Genomic DNA, 14,829 nt, shown 5'->3' with positions numbered 1-14,829 from the left:
GCGACGACCGTGACGAAGACCGCCGAACCCGTCGAAAGGGCTGGGAAATGATCAGACTCGACAGCGCTGACGACCGGTATCTGCTGGCGATCGACCAGGGCACGACGAGCACCCGCGCGATCGCCTTCGACACGGCCGGGCACGCTCTGGCCGCAGCTCAGCGCGAGCACGATCAGGTCTTTCCCGAGCCCGGCTGGGTGCAGCAGGATGCCATGCAGATCTGGCACAACACCTGTACGGTGATCGCCCAGGTCGTCGAAGCGATGAGCAGCCGTGCCCCGGCGGCGATCGGCATCACGAATCAGCGTGAGACGACGCTGGTCTGGAGCCCCGGGACCGGTGAGCCCCTGCACGATGCGATCGTCTGGCAGGATACCCGTTCGCAGCCGCTGGTCGACCGCATCATCGAGCGCATCGGCGTCGACGGGCTGCGCGAGATCACCGGGCTGCCGGTGCATCCGTATTTCTCGGCGACCAAACTGCTGTGGCTCTTTCACCATGTCACGGGGCTGCGCGAAGCCGCTGAGAGCGGCGGCGCACTCTTCGGCACCATGGACGCCTGGGTGCTCTGGAACCTCACCGGCGGTGCGCACGGCGAGCACACCGTGCACGCCACCGACGTGACGAACGCCTCGCGCACGCTGCTCTTCGACGCCCTCGACCTCGGCTGGAGCGACGAGGCGCTCGCCGGCTTCGACGTGCCCCGACGCATGCTGCCCGAGGTGCATCCCTCGTCGTATGCCTTCGGCCGCGTCGACGCCGCCGCGGCAGGGCTGCCCGCCGCACTCGACGGAGTGCCGATCACCGGCATCCTCGGCGACCAGCAGGCGGCGGCCTTCGGCCAGACGGCGACCCGACCGGGCGACGCCAAGAACACCTACGGCACCGGCAGCTTTCTGCTGGTCAACACCGGCGACGAACCGGTGATCGACTCGGCGGCCGGACTGCTCACCACCATCGCCTACCAGCTCGACGGGCAGGCGCCCAGCTATGCGCTGGAGGGATCGATCGCGGTGACCGGCTCACTGGTGCAGTGGCTGCGCGACAACCTCGGCTTCTTCGATGACGCGGCCGAGATCGAGGCGCTCGCGAACGAGGTCGACGACAACGGCGGGGTGGTGATCGTGCCGGCGTTCAGCGGGCTGTTCGCCCCCTTCTGGCGACCCGACGCGCGCGGCGTGATCGTCGGGCTGACGCGCTATGTCACGAAGGCGCACATCGCTCGTGCGGCTCTCGAGGCGATTGCGCACCAGAGCGCCGACGTGGTCGAAGCGTCGGGGCGCGAGATCAGCGAGCTGCGCGTCGACGGGGGAGCCAGCACGAACGACCTGCTCATGCAGATGCAGGCCGATCTGCTCGGCGTGCCCGTGCAGCGGCTGACGACCTTCGAGACGACGGCGCTCGGTGCGGCCTATGCCGCCGGTCTGGCCGTGGGAGTGTGGCACGATCTCGACGAGCTGCGCGATCTCACCGAGCTCGGGCGTCGATTCGAGCCACAGCCTGACGAGGCGATTCGCGCTCGCATGCGTGCGCAGTGGGCTGACGCCCTGCCACGCAGCTACGGTCTCGCTTGAACGTCCGGTGCACTGAGCTGCGAATGCGCCTCGGGCTGCGTCATCATGCGATGACGGCTCTGGGCTGCTCGTCGCAGCGTGCCTCGACTACAGTTTGCGCAGCAGCACCCGATTCACCGTGTGGTCAGCGGCCTTCTCGAGAATCAGGTCGGCGCGAGACCTCGTGCGCGCGATGTTCTGCCTGAGGTTCGGCAGGTTCACCGTGCGCCAGATGCGGTCGGCGACCTCGGTCGCCTCGTCGTGGCTGAGCTCCGCGTACTTCTTGAAGTAGGCGTCGGGGCTGTCGAAGGCGTTCGCCTGCAGCTTGAGAAACCGGTCGATGTACCAGCGCTCGATGTCGTTGGTGCGCGCGTCGACGTAGATGCCGAAGTCGAGGTAGTCGCTCACGGCGGCCTGCGCGCTGTCGGCCGGCGTCTGCAGCACGTTCAGCCCCTCGAACACGAGCACCTGCGGGCGACGCACGACGACCTCCTCGCCGGGCACGATGTCGTACTTCACATGCGAGTACTGCGGCGCGCGCACCTCGGGCGCACCACTCTTCACCTGGCTGAGAAAGCGCAGCAGCGCACGGCGGTCGTACGATTCGGGAAAACCCTTGCGCGAGAGCAGACCACGGCGCTCCAGCTCGGCGTTGGGCATCAGAAACCCGTCGGTGGTCACCAGGTCGACGCTGTCGATCTCGCTCCAGCGCGACAGCAGCTCGCGCAGCAGCCGGGCCACCGTCGACTTGCCGACGGCGACCGACCCGGCGACACCGATGACAAAGGGCGTGCCGCCGCCGCGGGTGCGCAGAAAATTCTGCAGCCGGTGGTTGAGCCCCTGCCGGTTCACCACGAAGTTCTTCAGCAGCAGGCTCACCGGCAGGTAGACCTCGGCGACCTCGCGCAGATCGAGCGGATCGCCCAGCCCGCGCAGGGCTTGAACCTCGCTCACCGTCAGAGGGTTCGGCACCTTCGGCGCGAGCTCTGACCACGAGTGACGCGGAATCTGCCAGAACGGCGAGGGCCGTTCTTCAGGCGCAGCGGCAGGTGAGACACGCTCTTCGACGGCCGCGGCCGTGCTGGCGTCATTGGCGGGCATGACCTCCATCATGCCTCACCGCCGCGCACTTCCGCACATTGCACAGCCTTCAGACCGCAACCTCCGAGATGAGACGCGATTGCATCCGCACCGACACCGCAGCACGACGGGCTGATGCCAGACGTGCCCAGCGGCCGTTCAGGCATGCCGTAAGATTTGCTCCATGTGCGGAATCATCGGTTATGTCGGCCCCGGAAACACCCTTGACGTGCTGCTCAACGGCCTGCGCCGGCTGGAGTATCGCGGCTACGACTCAGCAGGCGTCGCAATCGTCGCCGAAGACGGCACGCTCGGTGTGCGCAAGCGCGCCGGCAAGCTGCAGAACCTGGTCGATTCGATCGAGGATGCCCCGCTGGCGGCCGGCAGCACCGGCATCGGTCACACCCGGTGGGCGACGCATGGCGGCCCAACCGACGTGAACGCACACCCGCATCTGGGCGACGACGGCCGCCTCGCCGTGATTCACAACGGCATCATCGAGAACTTCTCGCAGCTCAAGCAGGAGCTCATCGACGAGGGCTGCGAGTTCATCTCAGAGACAGACACCGAGGTCGCAGCTGTGCTGCTCGGCCGCGAGTACCGCCGCACCGGCGACCTGTACCAGGCGTTTCTCGCCACCGTGCACCGACTCGAAGGCGCATTCACCCTGCTCGCGGTGCACCAGGATCAGCCCGGCACCGTGATCGGCGCCCGCCGCAACTCGCCGCTGGTGATCGGCCGTGGCACGGGCGAGAACTTCCTCGCTTCAGACGTCGCCGCCTTCGTCGAGTTCACGACGCACGCCTACGCGATCGGCCAGGATCAGATCGCGATCATCACCGCCGACTCGATCGACGTGACCGACTTCGAGGGCAACCCGGTCGAGCCCGAGCCCTTCGAGGTCGAGTGGGACGCCACGGCTGCTGAAAAGGGCGGCTGGAAGAGCTTCATGGCCAAAGAGATCTCGGAGCAGCCCGAGGCCGTCGCCAACACGCTGCTCGGCCGCGTCGCCGACGGCCATGTCGTCGTCGACCAGCTGGGCGCGATCGACGGCGACCTGCTGAAGCACATCGACCGCATCATCGTCGTGGCGTGCGGCACGGCGTCATACGCAGGCCAGACTGCGGCCTATGCGCTGCAACAGTGGACTCGCGTGCCCGTCAGCGTCGAACTCTCGCACGAGTTCCGCTACCGCGACCCGATTCTCGACGACCGCGTGCTGGTGATCTCGATCTCGCAGTCGGGTGAGACCATGGACACCCTGATGGCCATTCGCTGGGCCAGCGAGCAGGGCGCCAAGACGCTCTCGATCTGCAACACGCAGGGGGCGACGATTCCTCGCGAGTCTGACGGTGTCATCTACACCTATGCCGGCCCTGAGGTCGCCGTCGCATCGACCAAGGCGTTTGTGGCTCAGATCGCGGCGCTCTACGTCTTCGGGCTGCACCTGGCCGCCGTGCGCGGCACGCTGACCGGCTCCGAGGTCGCCGAGGTCACCGAGCAGCTCGCGCAGCTGCAGCCGGCGATCGCCGAGGCCGTCGAAGCCAGCAAGGTGATCCCGAACCTGGCCCATTGGATGGCCGACACCCGATCGGTGCTGTTCCTGGGCCGTCATGTGGACTACCCGGTTGCGCTCGAGGGTGCGCTCAAGCTCAAAGAACTCGCCTACATTCACGCCGAGGGGTTCGCCGCAGGTGAGCTCAAGCACGGGCCCATCGCTCTGATCGAGCCCGGCCTGCCCGTGTTCGTCGTGGTGCCGAGCCCGCGTGAGTCACCGGTGCTGCACGCCAAGGTGATCTCGAACATCCAGGAGATCCGCGCTCGTGGCGCTCGTGTGCTGGCGATCGCCGAGAAAGGCGACACCGCGGTGCTGCCCTTCGCCGACGAGGTCATCGCGCTGCCCCTGGTGCCCGCGCTGATGCAGCCCTTCGTCGCCGTCGTGCCGCTGCAGGTGTTCGCGATGGAGCTCGCCGAGGCCAAGGGCCTCGACGTCGATCAGCCGCGAAACCTCGCGAAGTCGGTCACGGTCGAATAGCGGCTGGTCGAAAAGGCTGGTGCCCGCGCCATGAGTGCAGAAGCACAGGTCTCAGAAAGCCGGCAGCTGACCGACAGGCGGCTGAGATCATGATTGCCGGCATCGGCGTCGACACGGTCAACCTCGAACGGTTCGCCGAGCACCTGCATCGCACCCCGCGCCTGCGCGAGCGCCTGTTCTCGCCCGTCGAGCTGTGCGGTAGCGACGGCGACCCCCACGACCGGCACGAGACGACGGATGCCGCAGCGGCCGGGCAGCATCCGCCGCAGGCGACGAGGGCCCCGCGCCCCGAGCAGCTGGCGGCCCGGTTCGCCGCCAAAGAGGCGCTGATCAAGGCGCTGGGCGGTGGCGTTCCAGGCTTCGCCTTCGCCGATATCTCTGTGGTGAACGACGAACATGGCGCGCCCCGGTTCGAGCTGACCGGGAGAATCGCCGACTATGTCTCGTCGCAGCAGCTGCGTCTGCATGTCTCGCTCACCCATGACGCCCCGGTCGCGCAGGCCTTCGTGGTGGCCGAGACGCTGAGCTGAGCTGTCGGTTCGCCGCCTCTCAGCACCTGACCCACGCACTTCTGCGCTGATTCGACAGCCGCGGAACCGTGAATTGTCGGCACAACGCGACTGCAGTGCCACAATGGAGATCATGACTTCTCTGCAAGAGGTGCGCGTCGATCGCGCCGCCTACCGGCATAACCTCGAGACCATTCTGCAGCGGGTGCATCCCGCCAAGGTGCTCGCCGTGCTCAAGGCCAACGCCTACGGCCACGGCGCCGTCGAACTCGCCAAGGTCGCCGACCAGACCGACGTGTCCTATCTGGGCGTGGTCTCACTCGACGAAGCGGTGCGACTGCGCCAGGCCGGCATCCGCAAACCGATCATCGCCTGGCTGCACCTGCCCGGCACCGACTTCGCCGAAGCCGCGCGCCAGAACATCACGCTCGGCCTCTCGACCGCCGACCAGATCGAGGCGGCGGCAGCCGCGGGTGCGCACACCGTGCACCTCGCCATCGATACGGGCCTGGGCCGCAACGGAGCCACACGGGCGCAATGGCCGCACTTCTTCGAGACCGCGGCCCGGCTGCAGGCCGCCGGTAAGATCGACGTCGAGGGCATGATGTCGCATCTGTCGAACACCAGCGTCGACGACGACACCGATCAGCTGCAGGTCTTCGACGATGCCCTGCAGACGGCGGCCGACTATGGCATCCACCCGCGTCTGCGGCACATCGCCGCGACCGGCGTCGCACTCGACCGGCCCGAGGCCCGCTACGACATGGTGCGCATCGGCATCGGCGGGTACGGGCTCTCGCCTGACGACCGCACGAGCGCCGAGCTCGGGCTGACGCCGGTCATGCGGGTCTCGACGCGGGTGGCGCAGATCAAGCGCGTGCCCGCAGGCACCCCGGCATCATACGGATACCTCTATCGGGCACCGCGCGAGACCACCTTCGCCCTCGTGCCCTTCGGGTATGCCGACGGCCTGCCACGTCAGGCGTCACAGGGCGGCGGCGTGCTCGTCGGCGGCAGGGTCTATCCCGTGGCCGGCCGCATCGCCATGGATCAGTTCGTGATCGACGTGGGCGATGACGACGTGCACATCGGCGACGAGGCGGTCATTCTCGGCGACCCCCAGCGCGGCGAGCCCTCGGCGACGCTCTGGGCCGATTCCGCCGGAACGATCAACTACGAGATCGTGACGCGTATCGGTGATCGTCCGCAGCGGGTCTATGTGGATCAGCAGCGTTTGGATCAGCCGCGCGTCGAGGAGCACATCGGTGACCGACATCAGGAACAGGCCAGCGGTGAGTGACACCGAGGCGCTGTCGCCCGGCGCACCGGCCATCTCGACGATGCACGGCGTCGACGAACAGCACATCGCAGACCTCGGCCGCCGCATCGGCTCGATCATGCGGCGCGGCGATCTGCTCGTGCTGAACGGCCCGCTCGGCGCCGGCAAGACCACCCTGACCCGCTCGCTCGGCGAAGGCCTTGGCGTGCGCGGCCCGGTGACGAGCCCGACGTTCGTGCTCGCGCGCACACATCCGTCACAGGTCGGCGGTGCGCCACTCGTGCACGTCGACGCCTATCGCCTGACCAGCGGCATCGAACTCGACGATCTCGATCTCGACCTCGAGGGCTCGGCCACCGTCATCGAGTGGGGGCGCGACTGGGTCGCGCTGCTCGCCGACAGCTGGGTGTCGATCGACCTGATTCCCGAAGAGAACGCCCCGAACCACACGCCCGCCGCATCCGCTGACGCGGGCGAGGCGGCATCCCCCGAGGCGTCGGCCGACGCTGCCGACCTCTTCGACGCCCCGCAGACCCGCACCGTGATCATCACCGCGCACGGGCCGCGGCGTGCGCGCGACCTCGCCGCACGGCTAGAATCGAAGGTCGTATGATCATCCTCGCCCTCGACACCTCTGCCGGCACCAGCATCGCGCTGCTGCGCGACGGCACCCCGATCGCCGTGCGCGATGACCAGAACACCCGCGGACACGCCGAAGCGATGGGCGCGCTCGTCGCCGAGGCGCTCGCCGAGGCCGACGTCGCCCCAAGCGAGATCGACCTCGTCGTCGTGGGAGTCGGACCAGGCCCGTTCACCGGCCTGCGCGTCGGCATCGCCGCCGGCGTCGGATTCGCCGCCGGAGCCCGCTGCCCGGTCGTCGGTGTGCCCAGCCACGACGCCGTCGCCGTCGACGCACTCGCCCCGGCCGAGCCGTGCCCGATCTCGGTGGCCACCGACGCGCGTCGTCACGAGGTCTTCGTGACCGAGTACGACTGCCTCGACGAGCACGGCATACCGCACGAGACCCGTGCCGCCCGCACCGAGCCGAACACCTGGCCCGAGACCTGCGAGCAGGTCGTCATGTCGCCGAACGTGTCGGCCGCCGGCCTCGGGCGCATCGCGTGGCTGCGCCACGAGGCGGGGCTCGACCAGCGCGGCACCGACCCCATCTATGTGCGCCAGCCCGACGTGGGCCGCGCGAAACCGAAGCAGGTGCTCTGACCGTGGCCGCAGCGGCTCGCTCTGAGACGGCCCCGACCGCAGGGAATCAGCCAGAGGCGACCCTGCGCGAGGCGACGGCCGCCGATCTCGCATCGATCACCCGCATCGAGCAGGCGAGTTTTCCCGACGATCCGTGGAGCCCCGCGATGCTCGCCGACACGGTCGCCAGCCCGGACAGCCCCGTGTGGGTCGTCGAACGGGGCACGGCGTCGAACGTCGTCGAGCTGCTCGGATTCGCCGCAGTGCTCGCGGCCCGCGGGGCATCCGACGCCGACGTGCTCACCATCGCGGTGGATGCCGCGGCGCGCGGGCTGGGAATCGGTCGCCGTCTGCTGGCCGCCCTCGCTGCCACAGCCAGAGATCGGGGAGCGCACCAGCTCTTTCTCGAGGTTCGCGCCGGCAACAGCGTCGCGCGCAGCCTCTACGAGAGCGAGGGCTTCGTCGTGATCGGCACGCGCCCTCGGTACTATCAGCCCGACGGCGAAGACGCGATCGTCATGCGACTCGACCTGCATCGGCGGGTCGAGGCCGGCACCGCAGAGGCGACCGCACCGCACGCCGCCGACGGTGACGAGCCGGCGAACCAGACCGTCAGCAGACTTGGAGTCTCGAATGACTGAACCCACGCCCTCAGCAGGTGCAGCAGGAACATCTGCCGCACCCGCGCCGTCGGTGCCAGATGCACCCGTCGTGCTCGGCATCGAGAGCTCGTGCGACGAGACCGGTGTGGGCATCGTGCGGGGCACGACCCTGCTGGCCAACACCGTCGCCTCGTCGATGGAAGAGCATGCTCGCTTCGGCGGGGTGGTGCCCGAGGTCGCTGCGCGCGCCCATGTGCAGGCCTTCGGGCCGACCCTGCGACAGGCGCTCGAGACCGCCGGCATTACCATGGACGACGTCGACGCGATCGCGGTCACGAGCGGCCCGGGGCTCGCCGGGGCCCTCATGGTGGGTGTCTCTGCGGCGAAGGGGCTGGCGCTCGGCAGCGGCAAGCCGCTCTATGCCGTGAACCACCTCGTCGGGCACGTCGGCGCCGAGATTCTCGACAGCGGCCATCTCGAGACCCCGACGATCGCCCTGCTCGTCTCGGGCGGGCACACCTCGCTGCTGCTCGTGCGCGACCTGGTCGACGACGTCGAGCTGCTCGGCGAGACCATCGACGACGCAGCCGGTGAGGCCTTCGACAAGACCGCACGACTGCTCGGGCTCGGCTACCCCGGCGGACCGCGCATTCAGCGAGCGGCCGAGGCGGGCGACCCGAGGGCGATTCGATTTCCTCGCGGCCTGAGCACGGCGAAAGATCTGCGCAGGCATCCCTATGACTTCTCATTCTCGGGGCTGAAGACCGCCGTGGCCCGCTGGGTCTCGCAGGCAGAGGCGCAGCAGGTGGGCGGCGAGCTCGACGACGCCGCACGCGCGGCCGCCGAGACCGGGCTGCCGGTGGCCGACATCGCGGCGAGCTTTCAAGAGGCCGTCGTCGACGTGCTGATCACCAAGGCGCTGAAGGCCTGCGCCGACCACGGGGTGCCGCGACTGCTGCTGGGCGGCGGCGTGGTCGCGAACGCCCGTCTGCGTCAGGTCGCGAGCGAGCGTGCGGCGGATGCCGGCGTGAGTCTGCGCATTCCGGCGCTGTCGCTCTGCACCGACAACGGCGCGATGATCGCCTCGCTCGGCGCGCAGCTGGTGATGGCGGGCAAGCCGCCGACCGGGCTCGACTTCGGGGCTGACTCGACGCTGCCCGTCACCGATGCCTATGTCTCGCCGGGGCGAACAGCCGCACGGCGCGCATAGACTGAGCCGGAGAATCGACGAGGCACCGGCCTCGAAAGGATGCACATGAGCGAGAACACCCCCAGCGGCTCACCGCGCGACGAGGCTGCTGCAGCACCGAGCACCCCTGACGATCAGGCGCTGTCGCGCCCGCGTCCGGCTCCGCAGTACGGGCAGTATGCGCCCGGCTACGACGCGAACACGCAGCCTGCCGTCAGCGATCAGCAGGGGTGGCAGGAGGTGCCGCGGCAGCACCCGGCCGGTCAGCCGCAGTACGGGCAATATGGCCAGGCGGGGCAGAACGGCCAGCCGGGGCAGAATCAGCAGGGCCAGTACGGGCAGCAGAACCCGTATGGCACGCCGGTTCCCGCCCAGCGGTTCTCGTCGCAGGGCGGGTCAGTGCTGCCGAGCGCGAAGACCAACGTGCTCTCGATCATCAGCCTGATCTGCGGCGTGCTGTCTGTCGTCACGTTCTTCCAGCTGCTCGGCCTGCCGGGCATCGCCGCCGTCATCACCGGGCACATCGGTCTGAGCCAGATCAAGCGTCGCGGCGAACAGGGCCGCGGCATGGGGCTCGCCGGACTGATCATGGGATACATCACCGTCGCGGTGGGGCTGGTGCTGCTGATCGTGGGCATCATCCTGGTGGTCATGCTGATGAACGACCCCTCGTCGCTGAACGGGGTCGTGCCGCCCGATCAGCTCGACCAGCTGCGCGACGAGCTCGACGGGCTGAACGTCTGATCGCGCCCAACGTCTGGTCTCGCCGAGCGTCTGATCGCGCTGAACGTCTGATCTGGCGAGACGCCGCACGGGGTGGCTGCACTGCGTGACTGCACCGCACGGAGGCCGCCGTGTGCGGCCGGCGTCCGTTCACGGAACGTTCACCGCGCGGCCGATCGGCGCTCACCTGGCTGACCTATTCTCACGAAGCCGGTGCGTGTGTGGCGCTCGGCAGAAGAGAGCACCATGGCGATCCGCCCACTGCCCGCACCAGCGCATCCGCATGCTGGCGTCATCGATCGGCCGACCCGGGCGACGCGCGCCCGTGCAGCCGGCCATGCGGGGCGCACCGTCTCACACCTGGTCGCCGCGCTGGCCGCCGGATCTCTGCTCGTCGGCGGGGCGGTCGTCGGAATCGACGGCGGAGCACCGGCCTCAGCCGCCGAGCAGAGCGCCTCGATCACTGCCTCGTCACCTGACCGCGCCGGATACCTGAGCGCCAAGGCCGGCGACCTGGTCGACGTGCGCATCGGCGACGTGCACCCGACGCAGCCGTCACTGGGCTATGACGAGGTGTACTACAAGCTGGGTCGATACACGCAGGGCAAAGACGAAGCCCGTGGAAAGCTCAACAAGAAGTTCGACGACTGGTGCGAGGCCAACGGTCAGGGTGAGGGCGCGGCCGCCTCTGCCGGTGCGAGGCTGGACGACCCGACGAGCTTCACCTGCACGATCGCGCTGGGCGCCGAGACAGCTGAGAGCACGGCTGCCATGAAGACCGTCGTGATCGGTCCCGGCGGCAGCCTGTACCTGACCGACGGCCACCACACGCTCACCTCGTTCTCTGAGCTCGCTGCTGACGGCGGCATGAACATCCATCTGCGGCTCAAGGTGCTCGGCAATCTCAGCGACAAGACGCCGGCCGAGTTCTGGAACACGATGAAGGCCAACAAATGGACGTGGCTGCAGGATTCGAACGGCAGGCCGATCGAACCGAAGATGCTCCCGACGACGGTGGGGCTGCGCAGCTTCGAGAACGACGAGTACCGCAGCCTGCTCTACTTCGGCCGTGACATCGGCTACACGGCGGGCACGATCCCGTTCCAGGAGTTCTACTGGGGGCAATGGCTGCGTGACGGCGATTTCGGTGTGCGCGGCGAGGCGGGCAGCCTCACTGGGTGGGACGCCGACGCCGATACCGCGCTGGCGACTGTCAAAGCGATGACCGAGAAGCAGGTCGGGCTCGCCGACACCGAGGCGATGCCGGGAGGATTCACCGCGAAAGAACTCGGCCGACTGGACGAGTGGAACGCAGGCAAGAAGGCGACGAAGGGTGACTTCGGCGACCTGAGCGTGCCCTATTCCGACACCAAGCCGGGCAAGATCGCCTACATGCTGCAGCAGCGTGCTGCGCTCACCGCGCAGGGAGTCGACCCGGATCACGCCGCGACGCTGGTCGACCAGACGAAGACGACCGGGTCGCTGACGATCGCGGCGGCCGATGGTGCGGCTGGTGCTGGTGCTGGTGCTGGTGTTGGTGTTGGTGTTGGTACGGCGACGGCGGCGGATGCTGTGGCGGGCTTCGCACCCGGCGCTGCGGTGACGATCACCGGCGCCGGGTTCGCCACGAACTCTCCGCTGGCACTCGAGCTGCACTCCGAACCGGCCGTGCTCGGCACGGTGGTCACCGACGACGCGGGTCGTTTCACCGCACAGGTCATTCTGCCCCAGGGGCTTGCTGCGGGGGAGCACGAACTACAGGCGTGGCTGCGAGGCCTCGACTCGACGGCAGTTGACAGCGGGCTGGTCGGCAGCGCGAAGCTCACCGTCTCGGGGCCGAGCCCCGATGAGAATGGGAGCACGGACACTCCGCCGTCCACAGACGACACGAAGAACGCCGGCCTGACCGAGCAGGAGCCTGCACAGCAGACGTCCAGCGGCCAGATCACGCTCGCGGAGACCGGTGCGTCCACGGCACTGGTGCAGCCGCTCGCGCTCTTCGGATCGCTCACTCTGCTCGGCGGTGCAGTGGCGGTTCTCGCCGCTCGTGCACTCAGGCGCGGCGAGCGATGATCGCGCGGTGACGGCCGGCCACACGGGTGACGAACACGATCGTCTCGTCAGCCGTGCGGCCTGGCTCGACAGCTGCACCGGCACTGGGACCTGTGCCTGTACCTGTGCCTTTACTTGCACTTGCACCGGCACGGGCACCTATACCAGCTCCAGCTCCAGTACCAGTACCAGCACCTGTACCGGCACCGCTCTGCCGATCGGTCACTGTCTTCGCGCCAGTGCCAGTGACCTGGTGCTGAGCCAGACCGAGAGGCGTGCCTGAAGCCGCCGGGGAGCTCTTGCCCGAGTCTCTGCCGCGCCGCTCGCCGCGCTGTTTGCCGCGCTGTTTGCAGAGCTGTCTGTTCCACTGTTTTGCCAGAGCTGCTGGATCGATGTCGGCACCGCGTTTCTTGACGGTCACACGACGAACGCCCAGCTCGGCGAGACGCATCTTCACCTTGCGGTCGTCGAAGGGCAGGTCGTCGAGCACCTCGAAACCGCGCATGAACGGGCTCTCGACGAACTCTGCCCCTGTGAGGTAGGCGATCGTCTCATCGATCGTCGTGAGGTCGTGCCGGGCCGCGAGAGCACCCAGCGCACGTGCCCGGATGACTGCTCCGTCAGGTTCGTACAGCCACCGCTGAAGCGGCCCCACCTGCGGATCGCGGTCGTCGCTGACGATGCGGTGCCAGCCTGCGTCATCGTGCAGCAGCGCGCTGCGTGCTCCGGGGTGCTCGGTGAGGGCTCCGAACCAGAGCGAAACCTCGACCACGTCGCCGTGGTCAGACACCCACTCGGCCTCGGCGTCGTCGGGAATCAGCTCGTGCGGCAGCCCCGGCCCGAGCTTCACCCCGGTCGGCCACTGGTGCGCGACCCTGAAGACCCAGTCGAGACTGGGGGAGAACTGCTCGGGGTTCCACGTGCGGTGCGACCCGCGCCCGCGTGTGCCGCCGCGCTCCTGCAACGATGCGAGACCTCGCGCAGCGCTGTCGGAGGGGGCTCGTGCTGCGCTGCCAGAGGGTTCTGAGACGCGTCGTGCCGGGTCGAGAAACACCGCTCCTGTGTCAACAGCAGAGCCGTCGTCTTCGGGGCTGCCGAGCTCTCTCGAGAGATCGACCTCTTCGGCCCGCGCCTGCAGCACCCGCACGTTGGGCCACGGCGCGAGGTTGAAGCCTGCGAAGGCGGCGGTGACCGGGTCTGCGTCGACGGCCAGGACATCCACATCAGCGGCGGCGAAGGCGAGCGAGTCTGCCCCGATGCCGCACCCCAGATCGGCCACCCGGAGAATGCCCGCACGAGTCAGCCGAGAGGCGTGCGCTGCGGCGACCGGCAGCCTCGTGGCCTGCTGCACGCCGTCTTCAGTGAGCAGCATGCGCTCGCTGAACTGCCCGAACTTGGTGCGCGCCTGCCGGCGCAGCTTCGCCTGCGTGAGCACCACGGCGATCAGCCCGGGGGCGACGCCCTCTTTGTGCAGTCGGGTCGAGACACGCAGCACGTCGTCGGACGATTCGATCGGCGGGAGGCCGTCGAGCAGTGCGAGAGCTTCTGGCGTGAGCAGGGTGCGGGCGTCTTCGGGAGTCACGCTGCAATTGTGGCACGAGCCGCTGACACGGGCCCATGTGACGGCGATTAGCACTCGGGTTGCACGAGTGCTAACACGTGGCTACAGTTCTAAGTGCACCCACGGAGGGTGCCTCAGTTGTGTTCATTCAGTCCAGTGAAATGGATGAAGAGGAAGAGGTCACAAGTGTCGGTTTCCATCAAGCCACTCGAAGATCGCGTTGCTGTCAAGCTGGTCGAGCAGGAGCAGACCACTGCTTCAGGTCTGGTCATCCCCGACACCGCGAAAGAGAAGCCCAGCACGGCTGAGGTCGTCGCTGTGGGCCCCGGCCGCGTCGACGATAAGGGCAACCGCATTCCGGTCGACGTGAAGGTCGGCGACAAGGTGCTCTTCAGCAAGTACGGCGGCACCGAGGTCAAATTCGGCGGCGAGGACTTCCTCGTGCTGTCGGCTCGCGACCTGCTCGCGATCGTTGACTGAGACTGGTCATTCGATTCTGAACGGGAGTCTGAACAGTTGAGACTCTTCGGCTGAGACGCGCTGGACGCGCCCCAGCATGCAGTGAGGGCGGAGATGCTTCGGCGTCTCCGCCCTCACTGCGTCTTCGGAGTCGGGGCGGAGTCGAGGGGCGGTGCTTGTGCGACGTGGCAACATGCTCTCGCTACGCTCATGGAGGGGTCGGGGCGGTGCTTGTGCGACGAGGCAACATGTCCTCGCTACGCTCATGGCGCGTCTCGGGGCTGCGGCGCAGGGGTCTCGGAGACTGGACTCCGTTGGGCAGAACACTCGCACGGCGCCGGCGCCGTGCATTTGCGGCTCAGGCCGGGAGGCGTTTCGAGTGAGCATCCGCAGAACCGGCGCGCTCGAAACAGAAGCGAAAGATCTCAACTGAGGGAGCATCCGCCGAATCTGATCGTATGCGACTCGTCAGCGGACTTTTCAACACGACCGAACGCACGGCGAAACCCAGACGAAACAGTTGGTTATACTGGCGTAACTCTGCGCACATAACGTCATGAGCGCACGAGGAGCACTCGATGCAAAGG

Annotated in this window: 13 protein-coding genes; 11 read left to right on the top strand and 2 right to left on the bottom strand. The window is 68.0% G+C overall.

From position 1 onward, the window contains the following. The first annotated feature begins 47 nt into the window (after window positions 1-47). On the top strand, window positions 48-1,574 hold the full coding sequence (gene glpK, locus LRX77_RS03425) for a glycerol kinase GlpK (protein ID WP_158030844.1): 1,527 nt from the start codon (window positions 48-50) through the stop codon (window positions 1,572-1,574). A gap of 87 nt (window positions 1,575-1,661) precedes the next feature. Here the strand turns inward: glpK and coaA are convergent, their stop codons facing one another. Continuing rightward, window positions 1,662-2,654: a type I pantothenate kinase gene (gene coaA, locus LRX77_RS03420; RefSeq protein WP_158030845.1), complete on the bottom strand. Its 993-nt coding sequence runs from the start codon at window positions 2,652-2,654 to the stop codon at window positions 1,662-1,664. A 163-nt stretch (window positions 2,655-2,817) separates the two neighbouring features. Here coaA and glmS point away from each other — a divergent pair, with 163 nt between their 5' ends. The 9 genes from glmS (at window position 2,818) to LRX77_RS03375 (ending at window position 12,243) form a co-directional block, all read left to right on the top strand. After that, window positions 2,818-4,668 (top strand): glutamine--fructose-6-phosphate transaminase (isomerizing), encoded by a 1,851-nt coding sequence (gene glmS / locus LRX77_RS03415; protein ID WP_231831440.1) that lies wholly within the window; start codon window positions 2,818-2,820, stop codon window positions 4,666-4,668. Window positions 4,669-4,757: 89 nt separating this feature from the next. Continuing rightward, complete coding sequence (locus LRX77_RS03410; RefSeq protein WP_231831439.1) at window positions 4,758-5,198, top strand: holo-ACP synthase; 441 nt, start codon at window positions 4,758-4,760, stop codon at window positions 5,196-5,198. Between the two features lie 112 nt (window positions 5,199-5,310). Beyond that, on the top strand, window positions 5,311-6,477 hold the full coding sequence (gene alr / locus LRX77_RS03405) for an alanine racemase (RefSeq protein WP_231831438.1): 1,167 nt from the start codon (window positions 5,311-5,313) through the stop codon (window positions 6,475-6,477). A gap of 40 nt (window positions 6,478-6,517) precedes the next feature. After that, window positions 6,518-7,069, top strand: a complete 552-nt coding sequence (tsaE, locus tag LRX77_RS03400) for a tRNA (adenosine(37)-N6)-threonylcarbamoyltransferase complex ATPase subunit type 1 TsaE (protein ID WP_231831513.1) — start codon at window positions 6,518-6,520, stop codon at window positions 7,067-7,069. Next, a complete protein-coding gene (gene tsaB, locus LRX77_RS03395) occupies window positions 7,066-7,677 on the top strand; it encodes a tRNA (adenosine(37)-N6)-threonylcarbamoyltransferase complex dimerization subunit type 1 TsaB (RefSeq protein ID WP_231831436.1) in 612 nt (203 codons plus the stop codon). Before tsaE ends, tsaB begins: the two co-directional genes overlap by 4 nt. Before the next feature lie 2 nt (window positions 7,678-7,679). Continuing rightward, window positions 7,680-8,297, top strand: a complete 618-nt coding sequence (rimI, locus tag LRX77_RS03390; protein ID WP_231831434.1) for a ribosomal protein S18-alanine N-acetyltransferase — start codon at window positions 7,680-7,682, stop codon at window positions 8,295-8,297. Then, window positions 8,290-9,468, top strand: a complete 1,179-nt coding sequence (gene tsaD / locus LRX77_RS03385; RefSeq protein WP_231831433.1) for a tRNA (adenosine(37)-N6)-threonylcarbamoyltransferase complex transferase subunit TsaD — start codon at window positions 8,290-8,292, stop codon at window positions 9,466-9,468. Before rimI ends, tsaD begins: the two co-directional genes overlap by 8 nt. 45 nt (window positions 9,469-9,513) lie before the next feature. Beyond that, window positions 9,514-10,191: a DUF4190 domain-containing protein gene (locus LRX77_RS03380; protein WP_231831432.1), complete on the top strand. Its 678-nt coding sequence runs from the start codon at window positions 9,514-9,516 to the stop codon at window positions 10,189-10,191. A 225-nt stretch (window positions 10,192-10,416) separates the two neighbouring features. Beyond that, window positions 10,417-12,243 carry a ParB/Srx family N-terminal domain-containing protein gene (locus LRX77_RS03375; protein WP_231831431.1) on the top strand — a complete coding sequence of 609 codons (1,827 nt, stop codon included), beginning with the start codon at window positions 10,417-10,419 and terminating at the stop codon, window positions 12,241-12,243. Here the strand turns inward: LRX77_RS03375 and LRX77_RS10475 are convergent. Beyond that, a complete protein-coding gene (locus LRX77_RS10475; protein WP_231831430.1) occupies window positions 12,224-13,804 on the bottom strand; it encodes a class I SAM-dependent methyltransferase in 1,581 nt (526 codons plus the stop codon). The genes LRX77_RS03375 and LRX77_RS10475 overlap by 20 nt on opposite strands. A gap of 165 nt (window positions 13,805-13,969) precedes the next feature. Here LRX77_RS10475 and groES point away from each other — a divergent pair, with 165 nt between their 5' ends. Continuing rightward, a complete protein-coding gene (gene groES / locus LRX77_RS03365) occupies window positions 13,970-14,263 on the top strand; it encodes a co-chaperone GroES (RefSeq protein WP_158030854.1) in 294 nt (97 codons plus the stop codon). Window positions 14,264-14,829 lie beyond the last annotated feature (566 nt).

Origin of the sequence: Pseudoclavibacter sp. 13-3, assembly GCF_021168475.1 — a bacterium.
Classification (GTDB): domain Bacteria; phylum Actinomycetota; class Actinomycetes; order Actinomycetales; family Microbacteriaceae; genus Pseudoclavibacter_A.
Note: the sequence above shows the minus strand (reverse complement) of the source record. Positions and strands in the feature narration are given on the sequence as shown.